This window comes from Massilia sp. IC2-278 (assembly GCF_020708045.1).
Taxonomy (GTDB): domain Bacteria; phylum Pseudomonadota; class Gammaproteobacteria; order Burkholderiales; family Burkholderiaceae_D; genus Telluria.
Map to the genome: position 1 here is coordinate 402,827 of NZ_JAJFES010000001.1, position 18,369 is coordinate 421,195.

Annotated in this window: 16 protein-coding genes; 8 read left to right on the plus strand and 8 right to left on the minus strand. The window is 66.9% G+C overall.

Annotated features, from left to right (window positions below):
• Window positions 1–63: 63 nt before the first annotated feature.
• Window positions 64–1,017 carry a PP2C family serine/threonine-protein phosphatase gene (locus tag LK540_RS01790; protein WP_229435314.1) on the minus strand — a complete coding sequence of 318 codons (954 nt, stop codon included), beginning with the start codon at window positions 1,015–1,017 and terminating at the stop codon, window positions 64–66.
• Between the two features lie 100 nt (window positions 1,018–1,117).
• On the opposite strand from LK540_RS01790, the gene LK540_RS01795 reads away from it, so the two are divergent.
• Complete coding sequence (locus LK540_RS01795; RefSeq protein WP_229435315.1) at window positions 1,118–1,576, plus strand: GNAT family N-acetyltransferase; 459 nt, start codon at window positions 1,118–1,120, stop codon at window positions 1,574–1,576.
• An 8-nt stretch (window positions 1,577–1,584) separates the two neighbouring features.
• Here the strand turns inward: LK540_RS01795 and LK540_RS01800 are convergent, their stop codons facing one another.
• From LK540_RS01800 to LK540_RS01820, 5 genes are all read right to left on the minus strand, one after another.
• Window positions 1,585–2,061 (minus strand): SH3 domain-containing protein, encoded by a 477-nt coding sequence (locus LK540_RS01800; RefSeq protein WP_229435316.1) that lies wholly within the window; start codon window positions 2,059–2,061, stop codon window positions 1,585–1,587.
• 3 nt (window positions 2,062–2,064) lie between these two features.
• Window positions 2,065–3,675: a hypothetical protein gene (locus LK540_RS01805; protein WP_229435317.1), complete on the minus strand. Its 1,611-nt coding sequence runs from the start codon at window positions 3,673–3,675 to the stop codon at window positions 2,065–2,067.
• On the minus strand, window positions 3,636–6,026 hold the full coding sequence (locus tag LK540_RS01810; protein ID WP_229435318.1) for an FtsW/RodA/SpoVE family cell cycle protein: 2,391 nt from the start codon (window positions 6,024–6,026) through the stop codon (window positions 3,636–3,638). Before LK540_RS01810 ends, LK540_RS01805 begins: the two co-directional genes overlap by 40 nt.
• A complete protein-coding gene (locus LK540_RS01815; RefSeq protein WP_229435319.1) occupies window positions 6,023–6,997 on the minus strand; it encodes a serine/threonine protein kinase in 975 nt (324 codons plus the stop codon). Before LK540_RS01815 ends, LK540_RS01810 begins: the two co-directional genes overlap by 4 nt.
• A 122-nt stretch (window positions 6,998–7,119) precedes the next feature.
• Window positions 7,120–7,587 (minus strand): glycine zipper domain-containing protein, encoded by a 468-nt coding sequence (locus LK540_RS01820; RefSeq protein ID WP_229435320.1) that lies wholly within the window; start codon window positions 7,585–7,587, stop codon window positions 7,120–7,122.
• Between the two features lie 217 nt (window positions 7,588–7,804).
• Between LK540_RS01820 and LK540_RS01825 the strand changes: the two genes are divergently transcribed.
• The 3 genes from LK540_RS01825 to LK540_RS01835 all read left to right on the plus strand — a co-directional run bounded on the left by LK540_RS01825 (window position 7,805) and on the right by LK540_RS01835 (window position 11,394).
• Window positions 7,805–8,941, plus strand: a complete 1,137-nt coding sequence (locus LK540_RS01825; protein WP_229435321.1) for a metallophosphoesterase — start codon at window positions 7,805–7,807, stop codon at window positions 8,939–8,941.
• 97 nt (window positions 8,942–9,038) lie between these two features.
• Window positions 9,039–10,493: a M20/M25/M40 family metallo-hydrolase gene (locus LK540_RS01830; RefSeq protein WP_229435322.1), complete on the plus strand. Its 1,455-nt coding sequence runs from the start codon at window positions 9,039–9,041 to the stop codon at window positions 10,491–10,493.
• Between the two features lie 145 nt (window positions 10,494–10,638).
• Window positions 10,639–11,394 carry a type 1 glutamine amidotransferase domain-containing protein gene (locus LK540_RS01835; protein WP_307729143.1) on the plus strand — a complete coding sequence of 252 codons (756 nt, stop codon included), beginning with the start codon at window positions 10,639–10,641 and terminating at the stop codon, window positions 11,392–11,394.
• Between the two features lie 324 nt (window positions 11,395–11,718).
• Here the strand turns inward: LK540_RS01835 and LK540_RS01840 are convergent, their stop codons facing one another.
• Window positions 11,719–12,078 carry a DUF1566 domain-containing protein gene (locus LK540_RS01840; protein WP_229435323.1) on the minus strand — a complete coding sequence of 120 codons (360 nt, stop codon included), beginning with the start codon at window positions 12,076–12,078 and terminating at the stop codon, window positions 11,719–11,721.
• Between the two features lie 261 nt (window positions 12,079–12,339).
• Between LK540_RS01840 and LK540_RS01845 the strand changes: the two genes are divergently transcribed.
• From LK540_RS01845 to LK540_RS01860, 4 genes are all read left to right on the plus strand, one after another.
• Window positions 12,340–13,563: a right-handed parallel beta-helix repeat-containing protein gene (locus LK540_RS01845; protein ID WP_229435324.1), complete on the plus strand. Its 1,224-nt coding sequence runs from the start codon at window positions 12,340–12,342 to the stop codon at window positions 13,561–13,563.
• A gap of 429 nt (window positions 13,564–13,992) precedes the next feature.
• Window positions 13,993–15,423: a DUF4214 domain-containing protein gene (locus tag LK540_RS01850; RefSeq protein ID WP_229435325.1), complete on the plus strand. Its 1,431-nt coding sequence runs from the start codon at window positions 13,993–13,995 to the stop codon at window positions 15,421–15,423.
• A gap of 314 nt (window positions 15,424–15,737) precedes the next feature.
• Window positions 15,738–16,976: a right-handed parallel beta-helix repeat-containing protein gene (locus LK540_RS01855; RefSeq protein WP_229435326.1), complete on the plus strand. Its 1,239-nt coding sequence runs from the start codon at window positions 15,738–15,740 to the stop codon at window positions 16,974–16,976.
• Between the two features lie 481 nt (window positions 16,977–17,457).
• Entirely contained in the window at window positions 17,458–17,616 is a 159-nt protein-coding gene (locus LK540_RS01860) for a hypothetical protein (protein WP_229435327.1), read from the plus strand.
• 12 nt (window positions 17,617–17,628) lie between these two features.
• On the opposite strand, the gene LK540_RS01865 is transcribed toward LK540_RS01860, so the two are convergent.
• Window positions 17,629–18,300: an SOS response-associated peptidase gene (locus LK540_RS01865; RefSeq protein ID WP_229435328.1), complete on the minus strand. Its 672-nt coding sequence runs from the start codon at window positions 18,298–18,300 to the stop codon at window positions 17,629–17,631.
• Window positions 18,301–18,369: the final 69 nt, after the last annotated feature.

The following is an 18,369-nucleotide window of genomic DNA, read 5'->3' on the forward strand; positions in this document are numbered from 1 at the left end:
GCTCGGCAGTGGCGCGCGATTATGGGTTAAAAATTGATTCTACGCACTATTTCCTATTTTAAATCAATTGTTTGCCGGCAGAGCCGTTTCGTCGCGCCGGAATGGGCGAAAGCGCAACACGATCGCGGTCAGGTTATCCGGCTGCAGGCCGACCGGCGGGCGTTCCTCCATCTCGGCGAACAGCGCCTCCAGCCCGTCCGCGGCGCCGTGCCCGCACAGCAGGCGCGGCCAGCGTGCGACGAACTCGGCCTGGTCGGCGCAGGACCAGAAGCCGTCGGTGGCCAGCAGGTAGCTGCAATCCGGCCGCAGCGACACCGCGCGGCGGTCGGGCAGGGCGCGCAGCCAGGGCGGCAGGTTGCCGGCATCGAGGGCGAACAGGCCGTCTTCCAGGTGGCGCGGGTCGGCAAAGGTGTTCCCGAGGATAAAAGCCTGGGCGATCTGCGGCCAGTGCTCGCCATGCACCTGGCGCCGCCAGTCGGCCTCGCCGAGCAGGCCGAGCATGGCATAGGCCGTGGTCGGCACGTGGTCGACCGTGAGCGGGGCCACGCCCGCGGGCTGGATCTCGACCAGGCGCGAATCGCCCGCATGCCACAGCAGGGGCGCGCCGAGGGGCGGGATTTCCAGCAGGGTGAGCGTGGTGCCGGGGCGCGGCCCGTGTTCGCCGAGGGCGTCGAAACGCGCCTGCAGCGCGGCATGCAAAGCATCGAGGTGGGCCGACAGCACGCCGATGTCGCTGCAGGCCGGGATCGCCAGCAAGCCTTCGGCGGCGGCTTCGGCCGCTTCGCGCCCATGCCCGTGCCCGCCCATGCCGTCCAGCACGGCCAGGCGCACGTGGCCGGCGGGCCAGCCCGGCACGCGCTGGCGCAGCTCGGCGCCGCCGCGCAGCAGGGCTGCATGGCCGTCGGCGCCGACCAGCACGCAGTTGTCCTGGTTTTCGGCGCGCGTGACCGGCCCGGCGCCGATGCTGCTGCGCGCGGCGACGTCGAGACGGGGACCAAACTGCAAACCTTCGAACATGCGCGCTGCCTCGGGCAAGTGGAAAAAACGGGGTGGCGGGAGCGGTGCTCCGTGCTCATGGTAAGCTAGCTTGCATCTTTGGCAAAGTCCCGCACCGCTCATGCTGATCCGGCCCCTCCTCGACTCCGACCTGCCCGCGGCCGCGCGCCTGCTGCGCGAGGCTGCGATCGAATTCATCGTCCACGAATCGACGCCGGAAGGCGCGGCGACCTTCCTGCGCGAGAACGACGAAGACGGCTTGCGCAACTACGTGCGCAGCGGGCACGTGTACCACGTAGCGGAAAGCGAGGGCACGCTGGCCGGCTTCATCGGCATCCGCGCCAACAACCACCTGTTCCACCTGTTCGTCGACAAGCGCTGGCACGGCCAGGGCCTGGCGCGGCGCCTGTGGCAGGTGGCGCGGCGCGCGGCGATCGAGCGCGGCGGCGACGGCGCCTTCCTGGTCAATTCCTCGAACCACGCGGTGTGCGTGTACGAGGCCTTCGGCTTCGTGCGCATGGCGCCGACCCAGTGCGTGAAGGGGCTGTACTTCAACCCGATGCGCTACACGCCGGCATAAACCGGACATCATCGGTGCGCTTCGTCGGCGCGGCGCAGCCACAGGCTGCTGGCCCAGCCTTCGCGCGCTTCGCCCGCGACCTCGGCGCGCACCTGCCACCAGTCGCCATCCTGCATGCCGGTTGCGGTGACGATGGCGCCGGCCGGCAGCACGGTCAAGCGGTCGGCGCCGACGCCGACCGCCGCGCGCAGGTTCAGGGCGTCGGCCACGCGGTAGCTGCGGCCGGGCAGGGGCGTTTCCTGGTGGCTGGCAAAGAGCGGGGCCGCCCCGGCCTGCGCTGTCTCGGCCTGTGCTGCCTCGGCCGGCGCCGGCGCTGCAAACCACCACAGGGCGCTGCCGATGGCGCCGGTGCCCGCCACCAGCACCGCCAGCGCACGCGCGTTGGCGCGTTTCCACCAGAGGCGCGGCGTCAACCAGGCGGCCGCCACCAGGGTCAGGACCAGCGCCGCGCCGAAGCAGGCCAGCGCGGTGAGCGCGGCGGACACCGCTCAGCCCTCGACGCGCAGCACGTAATGGCCGGCGACGATGTGGTGGCCGGCCGGCACGTGGCAGGGCGCGTCAAGCCCATGCTCGATCAGGGCCACGAAGCCGAGCCGCTCATCGAGGTGGTACAGGGCCTGGGTCGGCGACAGGCGGGCGACGCGGAAGCCGTCCGGGCCAGGCTCGACGCTGACGGCGTTGCGCGACAGGCCGAGGCGGTCGGCGCTGCCGGCATCCAGGCCGTCCGCGCCGCGCAGGCAGCCGGCGGCATCGAGTACGCGTAGGCCGGCCAGGGCTTGGGCGCCGCGGCCAAAGGCGATGCGCACGCCGCCCGGCACCGGCAGCGAAGGCGCCTGCGGCAGGCAGACCAGGGCGCTGTAGCGGTCGGCCATCTCCGGGGCCGGCGCCAGCACCCGCAGGTCGACGCCGTCGACCGGCGCGAAGCGGTTCGGCACCGCGATGCGCTGGCGTCCGGCGGCGCCGACCGCGTACACCTCGTCGGCCTCGTCCACGGCAAAGCCGATCAGCGCATCCTTGCCGGGTGCGCCCGCTACCAGGTTGCGGTCGAGGGCGAATTCGAGCAGGCCGGCGCCGGTCTCGCGGTAGCGGCTCAGGCGCGGCAGGGCTAGCGCGGCCAGGGCGATGCGCTGGCGCGCCACCGGCGCAAAGGTCGCTTCGTCCGCCGGCATGCGCGCGCTGGCGCGGTGCAGGGCGGGCGTGGCGGTCAGTTCGGCATCGTCCGGCGTGCGGGCGCGGGTCTTCCAGACGGCGGGCGCGCGGCTGGGTGCGGGCGGCGCGCTGGCCGGGCGTGCAGGGGCGGAGTTGCCTGGCATTGGGCTCAATGCGGTAGCTGACGCCGTGCCTGATACGGTAGCCAGGGCCGCGGCCGGATTGCTGCGCGCGATCTTCAGCAGCAGGCGTCCCGCATTGCCCGGCGTGTCGCCGTGGCGCGCGCGGATCGTGTAGTAGCCGGCGGCGGCGTCGAAGCTGCACTCGAAAGCCTCTTTCGGGCGCACGTGCACTTCCATCGGCGCATCCGGTCCATCGTTGATCAGGAGGATGGCGCCGTCGAGGGCGAAGGGCCAGCCGGGCACGGCGCAGGTGGCGCTGGCGGCGTCGTGGCCGAGCACGGTCAGGCGCTGATGCGGATAGATCGGGCAGACGGTCTGCCAGATGGCGCTGTCGCGCGACACGCTCACCGTGTATTGCACCTGCTCGCCCGGCGCCGGCAGGTAGACGGCGTGGCCGAACTTGACCTCCACCTGGCCCGCTTCCAACTGCTCCGAGCCAACCACGTGGTAGCGCACTTCGTCGGCGCCGAGCAGGTCGCCGAAGTCCTTCTGGTGCAGCGACTGCAGGGTTTGCGCCAGGTCGCGCACGCGCGCGCCGCGGGTCAGGTGGCGGTCGTCGTCGACCTCGTCCTGGGGCAGCACCAGGGTGACGTGGGAAAAGCAGCGGGTGGCGGCGCGCCCGCGCTGCTCGCGCGGCGAACGCTCCAATAAATCGCGCAGCAGCGGGCGGCGTGCGAACAGCGCCAGGCCCGGGGCCTGCCACAGCGCTTCGGCATTGAACACGTCGTTCACCTTGCCCAGGGATTCGTGTTGGACGTAGACCGGCATGACTGATTCTCCTCAAATGAATAAGCGCTCGTGGCACCGAAACCTAGCAGGGGGAAGATGAAAAACAGGAGGTGCGAGCCGCCCGCAGACAGGAAGCTCATCGGCTGTCCCATGATCGGGAAGAAGGACAGGTTCGTCCCCCAGGACAGCAGGAAGTGGCCGAACACGAAGGCCGCGCCGCCGCACAGCACGAAGCAGCGGAAGCGTCCTTGCCAGGCATGGCGGAAGTCGCGCGCGCCGGCCGCCGCCATCCAGGCGCGCAGCGCCGCCTGCAGCAGCGCGCACAGGAACAGCGCCTGCAGCGCCCACAAGGCCAGCGCGGCGCCCAGGCCGTGGCGGTTCAGGAAGAAGGATGGCGCGAAGTCGTCCTGCACCGCCGGAATGGCCAGCGCATCGGGGGCGCTGGCGCCCAGCGCGGCCAGGCCGAACACGCCGTCGGCGCCCATCCAACCGCCTTCCAGGATGGCGCGGGCGCCGAGCAGCAGCTGCTGGCCGGTATGCGGATGCGCGGCCGGGTCGAGCCAGACCAGGAAGCGCTCGCCGTAGAAATTCCAGTGCGCGATCTGGCCCGGGTCGGCGGCGCGCAGCAGGCCGATGGCGCCGACCACGCCGACCGCCAGCAGGCACAGCGCCGCCGTCGCCAGCCGCTGGCGCGCCGCCAGCGACCAGGCCAGCAGCATCGCCGCGCCCCAGACCAGCAGCAGGATCAGCGGGGAATAATCGTCGACCTGGACCAGGGCCACGGCCAGCAGCACGATGAACAGCAGCGCCGGCGAGGCCAGGCGCAGCCAGCGCAGCAGGGTGCCCTTGCCCTGGCGGGTGTCGCCGGCGCCGAGCCCAAGGGCGATGCAGTGTGCGGTCAGCACGGTCAGGGCGAGCTTGGCGAATTCCACCGGCTGCAGGTCGAACACGCCGGTCTCGCTGCCCCAGCCGACCTGCACCAGCAGGGCCAGCACGGCGCATCCGGCCAGCGCGAGCAGGGTCCATTCGACCCGCGCCTGCGAGGCCGGGCGGCGCGCCGTGCGCAGGCCCGCCAGGCCAGCAACGGCGGCGATGCCGACCAGCCCCAGGCCCAGCGTGGTGGCGGCGGCGGTTTTCTGGAAGTGGCGCATCCACGACGTGTCGGCGGCGGCCGTGCCCAGTTCCAGCTGCAGCAGCAGGCCGCCCGCCAGCAGCATCACGCCGCTGGCCAGCACGGCGTTCGGACGGCGCGGGTGCAGGCCGTACCAGAGCGCGCCCCATGCCAGCAGCAGGGTCGGCGCGATGCCGGGCGCCTGGCCGGCGCGCACGGCCAGCAGCAGGGCGAAGCCGCCCAGCGCCAGTGCGACGCCGGCGCCGAAACGCAGCGCGACTGCCGGCTGCTTGCGCCAGGCCGAGCGCCACCCGAGCAGGCCGGCCAGCAGGCCGCAGATCGCCGCCATGGCGCCGGCCCAGGGAGCACCGTCGGGCAATTGCCAGGGCTGGCGCGCCTGCCACTGCCAGCTGACGCCGTCGGGCAGCTCGGCGCGGGTGTCCGTGAAGAGGGCGACGCGGCTCACCGGCCGCAGCCGCAGGGTGTCGCCTTCGATGGCGGCCAGCAGGCGCGTGCGGCCGACGCCGAGGGCGCTCACACCGGCCAGCGGCAGTTCGCGCAGGGCCAGGTCGGCGGGAACACCGTCGACCTCGGCCAGCAGCGGCACGCGGCCGGCGCCGCTGGCGGCAAACAGGGTCGGCACGCCGTCGCTAAAAGCGATGCCGGCGCTGCCCGCTGCGGCGTCCGCGTTGCCGATGGTGGTGGCGCAGGAGAGGTTGCCGCCGAAGCTCAGGAGACGCTCGAAGCCGAGCGAGGCAGGCACGATCCGGTTCCAGAATCCGGCCAGCCGCTGGCCCGGCGAAGACTGCGGGCAGGCGCCCTGGACGCTGCCGTCGCGGCGCAGCAGGGCGCCGTCGTATTCCCAGGTGTGGCTGCCGTCGCCGAAACGCAGCAGGCCGTCGCTTGCGCTGTCGACGGTGTACTGGGCTGCGCCGAGCCGGAAGCGCTGGCCTGCCTGCAGCGCGAGCGACCCGCTGCGCGTGCGCTCGCCCGCGCCGGTTCCGTGCTCGACGCGCAGGCCTTGTACGCCGCTGGCGCTGGCAATCAACCAGCGCCCGGCGCTGTCGCGGCGCAGGCGCAGGTGGCGCGGGTCGGCCTGGGGCGCGGCGAGTTCGGCGCGTCCGAGTTCGATCGAATGGCCGGGCGCCAGCCTTACCGTCACCTGGCTCGGAAAAAAGGCGGGCGGCATGCGCAGCACGGCCAGCGCCTGCAGGGCGCACAGCAGGGCGAGTGCGGCGGCGGCCAGCATGCCCAGGCCGCCGCGTGCGAAGCGCTTCATGCCGCCCTCCGTACGATGGCTTGCGGTCCGGCGGCAGCGGCGATCATGCGGCTGATCTCGAGCGCGTGGCGCGGGCGGTCCTGGCGGCGCACGGCGAGCAGGGAGCGCAGCAGGGCCAGGGCGGCGGCCGGGTCGGCATCGCCGCTGCCGGCGCGGGCGCACTGCAGGAAGTGCTCGGCCTCATCCTCGGCCAGGGAGGGCGGCAGGGCGCCGTTCCAGGCCGCCAGCAGCTGGGCGGCGCCGTCGCGGCCATGGGCGCGCCAGGCATCGGCGCAGGCGCCACTGTAGCGCAGCGTGGCGCCGTCGGTGACGAGATAGAAGAAGATGGCGCCGAGGGCGAAGTAATCGGTGCGCGCATCGGTGAGATGGCCGGCGCCCTCGGGGAAGAACTGTTCGGGCGCCTGCCAGCTGGCGGTGCCGGTATAGGTGTGGGCGCCGGCGTCGAGCAGGCTGCGGTTGGTGCCGAAGTCGGCCAGCTTCAGGGTATGCGTGGACGCGTCGAGCAGCAGATTGCCGGGTTTCAGGTCGAGGTAGCGCCAGCCGTGCTGGTGGACTTTCGCCAGCGCGGCATTGACCTGGGCAAGCCAGGCCAGCGACTGCGCCAGGCCAATGCGCCGGGCGGCGGCGTTCTGCGCGGCCATGTGGGCGGCCAGGTCGCCGTCGAGCAGTTCGAGTGCCATGGCCGGCAGGCCGTCGTGCAGGCCGTGGTCGAGCAGGCGCACGATGTGGCGCGCATCCCAGGGTGCGAGCCGGGACAGGAAGGCGATCTCGCGCGCGGCGCATTCGGCCCAGCGCGCCTGCACGGTGGGTTCGGCGCGCGTCATCTGTTCGCGGTTCACCAGCTTGATCGCGACCTCGCCGGCAGCGCCGCCATCGGCGCGCCAGACCACGCCATAGGCCGAGCCGGCCAGCTGTTCGCGCAGCCGGTAGTGGCCGGCTGCCAGTGTCACGATGTCGCCGCTGTGGACCATGCCTTCCTCCGTCGAGACGGCAGGTGCCGCCGGGAGGAACTAGCCGGGGGAAGGGGAAAGGCGAAAAAAAGCCGCGTCGTAACGCGGCTCCGGTTGGTACTGCTTGATATGGCGGCCGTGGATCAGCGGCGGTAGCCGTCGCGGTAGCCGTCGCGGCCACCGCGGTCATGGCCACGGTCCCAGTCGCGGCGGTCGTGGTCGCGGCCACGGTCCCAGCCACGGTTGTCGTGACGGTGACGCGGTTCGACGTACACGACTTCCGGCTGGCGATAGTAGCGCGGGGCCTCGTAGTAGACCGGACGCGGCTGGGCATACACCGGCGCCGGCTGGTAGTAGCCTACCGAACCGTAGCCATAGCCGCCACGGTTGCCATAATATCGGCGGTCGTCGTGGGTGTTGATCGAATTGCCGACTGCCGCGCCGAGCACGCCGCCGACCAGGGCGCCGCCGCTGCCGCCAGCGCTACCGCCAATTGCCGCACCGAGCACCGCGCCGACCGCCGTATTGACGCCGCGGTCGCCAGCGAATGCCGAGGGCGAGACGGCGACAGCGGCCAGGATCACCGCACCAAAGCATTTTTTGTTCAACATGGCTTTTCCTTTTTACCGCAGCGCGGATCGGAGTGATCGCGGTTACGCCGGGTATGGACACACTATAGTCCCGGCCGCCGAAGGTCTCATCACCTAATACAGAATATTACAAGTGCAGAAAGCTCCGTAACATTCTTTTGACAAGCCTGGCCGGCCGGCCTTGCAGACGGCGCAGCCTGCCCCATCTAACACGCACGACTCATTCTTCCTCGCGTTTATGTCAGCCCGCCGCAACCTGTCCGTCGTCCTTTCCCTGCTCATCCTGCTGCACGTGTACATCGCTGCGCGCCTGATGCCCGACATGGGGCTTGGCTTGCCCGGCTTCGTAATCGGCATCGTGCTGCTGGTGCTGTCGACGCTACTGGTGCCGGTCGGATTGCTGTCCTCGTCGTTGCGGCGGCGGCGCTGGTCGGATGGCCTGGCCTGGGTCGGCCTGCTGGCGATGGGCCTGTTCTCGTCGCTGATCGTCACGACCTTCCTGCGCGATATCGTGCTGCTCGCTTTACTGGCGGCAGGGCAGGGGAATGCCGTCTTTACCTACTGGAGCGCGGTGGCGGTGCCGCTGCTGGCGCTGGGCGTGAGCTTCATCGGCTTCGTGAATGCGCGCCGCCTGGCAAGGGTGAAGCGGGTGGATGTGCCGATCGCCAATCTTCCCGAAGAATTGCACGGCTATTCGATTGCCCAGATTTCCGACATCCACGTCGGCCCCACCATCCGCCGGCCCTACCTGAACGCCATCGTCAACCGCGTGAACGCCCTGAAGGCCGATGCGATCGCCGTCACCGGCGACCTGGTCGACGGCAGCGTGCAGCGCCTGTCCCTGCATACCCAGCCGCTGGCGCGCCTGTCGGCGCCGGATGGCGCGTTTTTCGTGACCGGCAACCACGAGTATTACTCGGGCGCCGAGGAGTGGATCGCCGAGGTGCGCCGGCTGGGGCTGACGGTGCTGCTGAACCAGCACGTGGTGCGCCAGCGCGGCGCGGCCAGGGTCTTGATCGCGGGCGTGCCGGATTTCACGGCGCATCACTTCGTGCCCAGCCACCGCAGCAACCCGCAGGCGGCCGCGGCCGGGGCGCCGGAAGAGGTGGACGTGAAGATCCTGCTCGCGCACCAGCCGCGCACGGCGCCCGCCGCCGCCGAGGCCGGGTTCGACCTGCAATTGTCCGGCCACACCCACGGCGGCCAGTTCTTCCCGTGGAATTTGTTCGTGCCGCTGCAGCAGCCTTTCGTGGCCGGCCTGCACCGGGTGCGCGATTTGTGGGTGTACACCAGCCGCGGCACCGGCTACTGGGGACCGCCGAAGCGCTTCGGCGCGCCGTCGGAAATCACGCTGGTGCGGCTGGTGCCGGCCTAGCCCTCGCTGCCTCGTGCGCGGGGCGTAAAGACAGCGCAAAAGCGGCGGATGCGCTACCCTTCGATTCTTGTAAAAACTTAACCGAAGGAATTTCTGCATGAATCGCCGCACCCGCCTTCCCGCCCTCGGCCTGATGGCCGCCCTGTTCGCGAGTTCGTTTTCCGCGCCATTCGCCACCTCGGCCCAGGCTGCCAGCCCGGGCAACGATCCGGCGGCCCTGGCCAAGATCCGCGACGCCGCCATGACGAGCGATTACGCCTGGGAACGCACGGCCGACATGACCGACCTGATCGGCCCGCGTTTGTCGGGCTCGGCCGGCGCGGCGGCGGCGGTGAACCAGGTGGCGGACGCGATGCGCAAGCTCGGCGCGAAGGTGACCCTGCAGCCGGTGAAGGTGCCGCACTGGGTGCGCGGGGCCGAGACGGGCGAACTCGTGGACTACAAGGGCAGGCCGGACGGCATCACCCAGCGCGTGGTCCTGACCGCGCTGGGCGGGTCTGGCGCGACGCCGAACGAAGGCCTGGTGGCCCCGGTGATCGTGGTGAGCAGCTTCGACGAACTGAAGGCGCGCGCCGCCGAGGTCAAGGGCCGCATCGTGCTGTTCGACGTGCCGTTCGACCAGCACATGGCCGACCGCGGCCTGGCCGGCCCGGCCTATGGCCAGGGCTCGAACTTCCGTACCAACGGCCCGCGCATGGCGGCCGAGATGGGCGCGGCAGCGGCGCTGGTGCGTTCGGTCGGCGGCGCCAACTACCGCCTGCCGCATACCGGCAACACGGCCCTGCAGGATGGCGCACGCATCCCGGCGGCGGCGGTCAGCGTCGAAGACGCCATGCTGATGCGCCGCCTGGCCGAGCGCGGCCCGCTGCGCATGCGCCTGCTGCTGACGCCGAAGATCCTGCCCGACGCCGACAGCTTCAATGTGATCGCCGACTTCCCGGGCACCGACAAGCCCGACGAGGTCGTGATCGTGTCCGGCCACCTCGATTCCTGGGACCTGGCCACCGGCGCCCACGACGACGCGGCCGGCGTGGCCAGCGCGATGGCGGTGTTCGATGTCCTGAAAAAACTCGACTACCGTCCGCGCCGCACCATCCGCCTGATCGCCTGGATGAACGAAGAGAACGGCACCCGCGGCGCGCGCACCTACCTGGAAGCGCAACAGGCGAACGCCGGCAGCCACGTCGGCGCCATCGAAAGCGACAACGGGGTGGGGCGTCCGTTCGGCATGCGCGCCAGCGTGCCGGCCGCGTCCACCAGGCTGTTCGCGCCGCTGCAGGCGGCCCTGCTGCCGATCGGCGCCGCCGTGTTCCAGCGCCAGGATGCCTTGTCGACCGGCGATCTGTCGGGCCTGGAGCGTGCCGGCGTGCCGAGCTTCGCGCCGCTGGTCGACACCTCGGCCTATTTCGACTACCACCACACGGCCGCCGACACCCTGGACAAGGTCGATCCCGACAACCTGCGCCGCAACGTGGCGGTGATGACGGCCACGGCCTGGTTCCTCGCCAACGTCGAGGAGCCGATCGGCCGCGCCAACGTGCCGGCGAAGTAAGCCTGCGGGCTGCCTGCGGACGGGCAGCCCGGCGCCCGGGCCTCGCGCCCTTGTCCGGCTGCCAGGCGCTAGGCCGGTGGACCGTACGCTGCCCATTCAGCCATTCCGGTAGACTCCTCCGCACATTATCTCAACGGAGGACACCATGACTGGACGGAAGAAACTGGCAGGGCAGCGCATCGCCGTGCTCGCCGCGGACGGCTTCGAGAAAGTGGAACTCACGGCGCCGGTGGCGGCGCTGCGTGGCGCTGGCGCCGAGGTCGACATCATCTCGCTCAAATCCGGCAAGATCCGCGGCATGAACCTGCACATGCCGGCCGACCTGATCGCCGTCGACTGGACGATCGAGGACGTGAGCGCACGCGACTACGACGGCCTGCTCATCCCGGGCGGCTTCATGAACCCGGACGCGCTGCGCCAGTCGGCCGAGGCGCGCGACTTCGTGCGCGCCTTCGACCTGCTCGACAAACCGATCGCCACGCTCTGCCACGGCCCCTGGGTGCTGGCTTCGGCGGGCCTGCTGTCGGGCCGCACCCTGACTTCGTGGCCGGGCGTGCGCGACGACATGGTGAACGCCGGCGCCACCTGGCTTGACCAGGAAGTGGTGCGCGACGGTAACCTGGTGACCAGCCGAGGCCCGCAGGACATCATGCCGTTCGTGCGCGAGATGATCCAGCTGTACGCAGGCGGTCCGGCCAGCAGCGCCGCACTGCGCCGCCGCCATTCCGATCCACAACGCGAAAGCCCGAACGCCGTCACCGGCGCGGCGGCACGCTGGATTCCACGTTCGCCGCTCGGCGCCGTGCTCGGCTTGGCGCTGCTGGGCGCCGGCGTGATGGCGGTCCGCGCCAACAACGGCAACCGCATCTCGGCCAACGAGGCGCGGACGGCATCGGAGTAAGACGAGGCACCGCTGCGCGCACGCAGTGATGCGTGTGCGCAGTGTGCAGGAGTCAGTGTGCAGCTCACCGCTCACTGAGTCACTGCGCACTGCGTCACTGCGCACTGTCTTACTGCGTCACTGCGCACCGCTTCACTGCTCGCTGTTCGGTGCGCAATACTCGCTGCGCAAAACTCGCTGCTCGATGGACGATGCACGATGCACGATGCACGATGCTCGAGGCGTTCCAGCGGATCGCAGGTGCAGGCCCGCAGTCCAGCTGCGCGCCCACCGGCGGCAGGCACGCCCTCCCTGCTCGGGTACCAGCGTGCCTTCCTGTGCTGCCTATTCGATCAGGATGCGCCTGACTGCGCGCGCATGTCCGCGGAAGGGCCGGCCGTAGACGGTTTGGATACCGCTGGCAAAGTTCTCGCCCCAGACCAGCTGGGAACGGGTCTCGTGGGCCTCGGACGACCAATACCACTCCCTCTCGAATTGCTCGCGCAGGTTGGCGAACAGCAGCGACAGCTCGCGCCGGTTCGGCAGTTCGCCGCCCTGGCTGCCTGCCCAGTCGAGCGCGCCGGGCCAGCTGATGTCGCCCAGGTCGCCGGGCAGCAGGATCAGGTGGTGGTCGGCCTCGCCATCCTTGCCGAGGATGACCCCGGCGTAGTGCTCGCCTTCCTTCAAGGTTTCGCGTAGTTGCATATAAATGCCCATCGTATCCTCGTGCGTCAGTGTATGCGGTCCTGTAAGACACCGGCCTCTGCGCATTAGTTGCTGCTCAAGATACGACATGGATCAGAGCACTGTTTGATTTCAGAAGAATAAAGGCGTTTGATCCTTTGTTACTTGCAGAAAATTTTTTTTGAGAAAAAGTTGAACTAAGGAAGTTTCCTCCCCTCAAAGGTTACGTATTCGCGTTTTACACGCTTCCATTTTTTACCTTTGACGTTAGGAACTTCTCGCATGAAAAAGCAAGCCACCATCGCCCTGAACGCTGTTGCTACCGCTGTCGTCCTGGCCTTCTCCGTTACCGCCCACGCCGCCCCGACCAGCTTTGCGCTCTCCGGCTATGATGCTTCGTCGAACCTGACCGTGAACACCGGCAGCAACGCCACGACCCCAGCCACGACCCCAGCCACGACCTATAACTATTATGTGTCGCCGACTGGCTCGGATACCGCTGCCGGCACCAAGGCAGCACCATTCAAGACCCTGGCGCGCGCTGCAAAGGCCGTCACCAAGGCCGGCACCACTGTCTTCGTTGCGCCAGGCACCTACGACGGCGGCTTCAAGACCACCGCCAACGGCACCGCTGCAGCGCGTATCTACTGGGTCTCGACCACCAAGTGGGGCGCGAAGATCGTGCCGCCTGCGAACTCGACCAACAAAAACGCCTGGGACAATCGCGGCAACTACGTCAGCATCATCGGCTTCGAAGTCGACGGCTCGAAAGTGCGCAGCGGTACCAAGTGGACCCTCGGCATCTACACTGGCGGTTCCTACAACGTCATCGAAGGCAACCACGTCCACCACACCGCCACCACCATTCCGTGCAACAGCGCCGGCGGTTCGGCGATCGGCGTGGACAGCTACTACAAGGGCGTCATGACCGACGTGGTCGGCAACGTCGTCCACGACATCGGCCCGGCCGGTTGCACCTATGTCCAGGGTATCTACGTCAGCACCTCCGGCACGATCAAGAACAACGTGGTCTACCGCGTCGGTTCGGCGGCAATCCACCTCTGGCACGATGCAACGAACGTGAAGATCATCAACAACACGGTGAGCTCGTCGGTGTTCGGCATCATCGTCGGTGGCGGTGACTTCTACTTCACCTCGGCCGGCGCCAACAATGTCGCTGTCTACAACAACGTCGTCTACGACAACAAGTACGGTATCTCGGAGCAAGGCAAGACCGGCACCGGCAACTCGTACAAGAACAACCTGGTCTACAAGAACACGACCTACGACTGGCAGCTGCGCAATGGCCTGAAGCATACCGGCACGATTTCGTCGGACCCGCTGCTGGCCGGCTACTCGCGTACCGCCGCCATGCCGAACTTCAAGCCGAGCACCAGCTCGCCTGTGATCGGCCGTGGTATCGCCACCTACGCACTGCCGACCGACATCGACGGCAAGCCGCGTAACGCGTCGACCGGTTACGACATCGGCGCATACCAGCATTGATTCCGGAACTGTAGCCAGTACCAGGGGCAGCCACGAAGACTGTCCCTGAACGTACAGATGTACGTAAGGATGACTAAGCGTCCTCATCAGCCCGCGTTGCCTCGGCACGCGGGTTTTTTTATAAGCGCTGTCACCGTTTGATGTCGATGGGTTCGATTGGCAGGCCGGCAGGTGTGAGAGACCACGCGGCCGGATGGCGCTATTTGTTCTCCCGAACGCTAGTGACGGCGCCGTCCAATGCCCGCGCCCGGCTGGATAGTCGGGTAATGGGGCGATTTAACAATTGAGCCTTGCCGCCATCCTTGTTTCCATACGAAAATATTGCTTAAGTTATTGTTACCTAATGAAATTTTTTTTGAAAAACATTGAACTTAGGAAGTTTCCGGCGCTCAAAGGTTACGTATCATTTTTAACGTTAGGAAATTTCACATGAAGAAGTACGGTCGTTTTGCTACCCCTTTCCGTCTTAACGCACTCGCTCGCGCCAGTGCTGCCACCGTGATTGCCCTGTGCGGTATCTCGGCTGCACACGCTGCCGACAATTTCGCACTGTCCGGCTATGATGTGGCACACACTGCCGCCGTTTCCGTTACGGCAGGCGCCACTTCTACCCAGCAAGTCACTGAACTGTATCGGCAACTGCTGAACCGCACGCCTGATGCGGGCGGCCTCGCGCACTGGCTCAACTTGATGTCCAAGGGCTGGACCATCCAGCAGGTCGAAGCCGGCATAAAGCAGAGCCCCGAGTACCGTACCCTGGTAGCAAGTGGTAATGGTAGTGCTGGCGGTACGACCGTGTCCACGCCGCCGACGCCCAATAACTATTATGTGTCGCCGACCGGTTCCGACACCGCTGCCGGCACCAAGGCTGCACCGTTCAAGACCCTGGCCCGCGCCGCCAAGGCCGTGACGAAAGCCGGCACCACCGTGTTTGTTGCACCAGGCACCTACGACGGCGGCTTCAAGACCACCGCCAACGGCACCGCGGCCGCCCGCATCTACTGGGTCTCGACCACCAAGTGGGGCGCGAAGATTGTTCCTCCTGCGAACTCGACCAACAAGACGGCCTGGGACAACCGTGGTAACTACGTCAGCATCATCGGCTTCGAAGTCGACGGCAGCAAAGTGCGCAGCGGCACCAAGTGGACGCTCGGCATCTACACCGGCGGTTCCTATAACGTTATCGAAGGCAACCGCGTCCACCACACCGCCACCACCATTCCCTGCAACAGCGCGGGTGGCTCGGCGATCGGCGTCGACAGCTACTACAAGGGCGTGATGACCGACGTCGTCGGCAACGTCGTCCATGACATCGGCCCGGCCGGCTGCTCCTATGTGCAAGGCATCTACGTCAGCACCTCGGGCACGATCAAGAACAACGTGGTCTACCGCGTTGGCTCGGCAGCGATCCACCTCTGGCACGATGCGACGAATGTGAAGATCATCAACAACACCGTGTCGTCGTCTAACTTCGGCATCATCGTTGGCGGTGGCGATTTCTACTTCACGTCGGCTGGCGCGAACAATGTCGCGGTGTACAACAACATCGTGTACGACAACAAGTACGGCATTTCGGAGCAGGGCAAGACCGGCACCGGCAACTCGTACAAGAACAACCTGGTGTCCAAGAACACGACGTATAACTGGCAGTTGCGCAATGGCCTGAAGCACACCGGGACCATTACCTCGGACCCGCTGCTGGCCGGCTACTCGCGCACCGCCGCCATGCCGAACTTCAAGCCGAGCACCAGCTCGCCTGTGATCGGCCGCGGTATCGCCACCTACGCACTGCCGACCGACATCGACGGCAAGCCGCGTAACGCGTCGACCGGATACGACATCGGCGCGTATCAACACTAAGCATGCGCTAAGAAAACATTAGGCAGCATCAGCCGGCGGGAACAGGCAACGGCTGCGCGGAACGCGCAGCCAGCCAGCAAAAACCTGGGCGAATCAACCCGCGTGACCGCAAGGGCACGCGGGTTTTTTATTGCGCTTCTGTCCTTCATGGGCTGAACAAACTCAGCAAAACGAAATTTTAATGTTCGTTTCCACAGGCAAATAATATTTGTAGATTTGATAGTGCAGAGAAATTTTTCTTAGAAGACGTTGAACTTAGACATTTTCCAGCGCTCAAATCTCTCGCATTTCGCATTTAACGTAAGGAACTATTGATGAAACACTCCGCTACCAAGCCTTCCAATATCCGTACCAATGCACTGACCCATGGCGCTGCCGCCGTGCTGCTGGCGTTGGGCGCATCCACCGCCAGCGCTGCTACCAGCTTTGCCCTGTCGGGTTACGATGCCCAGGAAGGCCTGCGTGCCAAGGTTGCCGTCACCAGCAACGTGACGACGCCGGCTACCACCTATAACTATTACGTTTCGCCGACCGGCTCGGACACCGCAGCCGGCACCAAAGCCAAACCATTCAAGACCCTGGCGCGCGCCGCCAAGGCAGCCACCAAGCCGGGCACGACCGTGTTCGTGGCACCCGGCACCTATGACGGCGGCTTCAAGACCACCGCCAGCGGCAATGCCAAGGCCCGCATCTACTGGGTCTCGACCACCAAGTGGGGCGCCAAGATCGTGCCGCCTGCCAAGTCGAGCAACAAGACTGCCTGGGACAACCGCGGCAACTACGTCAGCATCATCGGCTTCGAAGTCGACGGCAGCAAAGTGCGCAGCGGCACCAAGTGGACCCTGGGCATCTACACCGGCGGTTCGTACAACGTCATCGAAGGCAACCACGTGCACCACACCGCGACCACGATTCCGTGCAACAGCGCGGGCGGCTCGGCAATCGGCGTGGACAGCTATTACAAGGGCGTCATGAGCGATGTCGTCGGCAACGTCGTGCACGACATCGGCCCGGCAGGTTGCACCTACGTGCAGGGTATCTATGTCAGCACCTCGGGCACGATCAAGAACAACGTGGTCTACCGCGTCGGCTCGGCAGCGATCCACCTGTGGCACGATGCGACGAATGTGAAGATCATCAACAACACCGTGTCGTCGTCGAACTTCGGCATCATTGTTGGTGGTGGCGACTTCTACTTCACCTCGGCTGGTGCGAACAACGTCGCCGTGTACAACAACATCGTGTACGACAACAAGTACGGCATCTCGGAGCAGGGCAAGACCGGCGCCGCCAACTCGTACAAGAACAACCTGGTGTTCAAGAACACGACCTACAACTGGCAGCTGCGCAATGGCCTGAAGCACACCGGCACCATCACCTCGGACCCGCTGCTGGCCGGTTACTCGCGTACCGCCGCCATGCCGAACTTCAAGCCAAGCAAGAGCTCGCCTGTGATCGGCCGTGGTATCGCCACCTACGCACTGCCGACCGACATCGACGGCAAGGCGCGTAACGCCGCGACCGGTTACGACATCGGCGCATACCAGCATTAAGCCCTGGCAGTCCAAGACTGAGTGGTAAAAAGGAGACCCCGGAAACGGGGTCTTTGACATTGCGCAACCCTGTTTCAAACGCGTATTGATCTAACAAGCTGTTCGTGTAGAATCAATTCTTTCATGCGGTCGGCGCTTGCCTTTTGCAGCGCCGATGGCGGATCGAACACGGTAATTGGCATGTCACGCTTTCAGCACGATCAGTCGTTCACTATCTCGTTCCCTCACGGCGCGGCACCAGTCCCTGCCGTTGCCGCTTTCCGCCTCGCGGCCGCGCGCTGTCGACTTCCCCTCAGCGCCGCCTGCGCCCGTATTTCCGAGCATCTCGCCCGGCTTGCCTGAGCTCGGCAGACAGCACCGCTGTCGTAGCCGAGCCTGCATCCACACCCTGTAGCCGGCCACGCCGGCCGGCATTATCAATCTTCGGCAATGACCATCGGAGCCGCCAATGGATACCATAGAGATGAACACGGAACCTACCATGCAACAAGAAAAAGCCACCCCGGAACGCAACGGATTGCGGCCACGCCGCCGCATCGCCAAGCAAATGGTCGAACGCGGCCAGCGCCTGCGCAGCCGCGCCGGCGTGATCATCGGCCTGTCGCTGGGATTGCTGGCCCTGGTCAGCGTGCTGGAGTAAATCCGGCGGCGCTTATTCCGGCAGGGGCAGCGCCATCTGCGGACTGTTGACGCCGGCGCGGTTGACCTCCGGCGTCACCTTGAACCACTCGAAGGCATCGGGCGGCAGCGCGGCATGGCGCGCCAGCTCGATGGCCGCGTCCGGCGCCAGGCCAGGGTCCAGCCACAGGGCGGCGTCGGCCGCCTCGAGCACCACCGGGCGGCGGTCGTGGATGTCGAGCATGCCTTCGGCCGCATCGTCGGTGACGATCACGAAGCCGGCCTCGGCGCGGTTTTCCGTGAAGCTGCCGAAGTTGGCGATGGCCAGCATGAACAGCGGCGCGCGGTCCTTGCGGTGGATGTGCCAGGGCTGCTTCTTCCCTTTTTCACCGGTCCATTCGTACCAGCCTTCGGCCGGAACCACGGCGCGTCCGTTCTTCAGCAGCCGGCTCCAGTAGCGGTTGTTGAGTTTATCCAGGCGGGCGTTGATGGTGATCGGCACCTTGCCTTCGGCCCACTTGGCGCGGTAACTCCAGAACACGTCGTCGACACGGCGCTCGCCGTCCTGCAGGTGCAGGACAGGGCGGTAGCTGCCGGGCGAGACGTTGTAGGCCGGCGCCGATTCGCTGTCGTACACCGCGTCGGCCCAGCCGAATACGCTCGCGTAGTAACGCGCCGTTTGGCTTTGGTCAAATCGTCCACACATGGTGCGATGGTAATGCATAAACGCGGCCGCACGATTGCACACTTGACCCGACTGTCCGGGCAACGATGA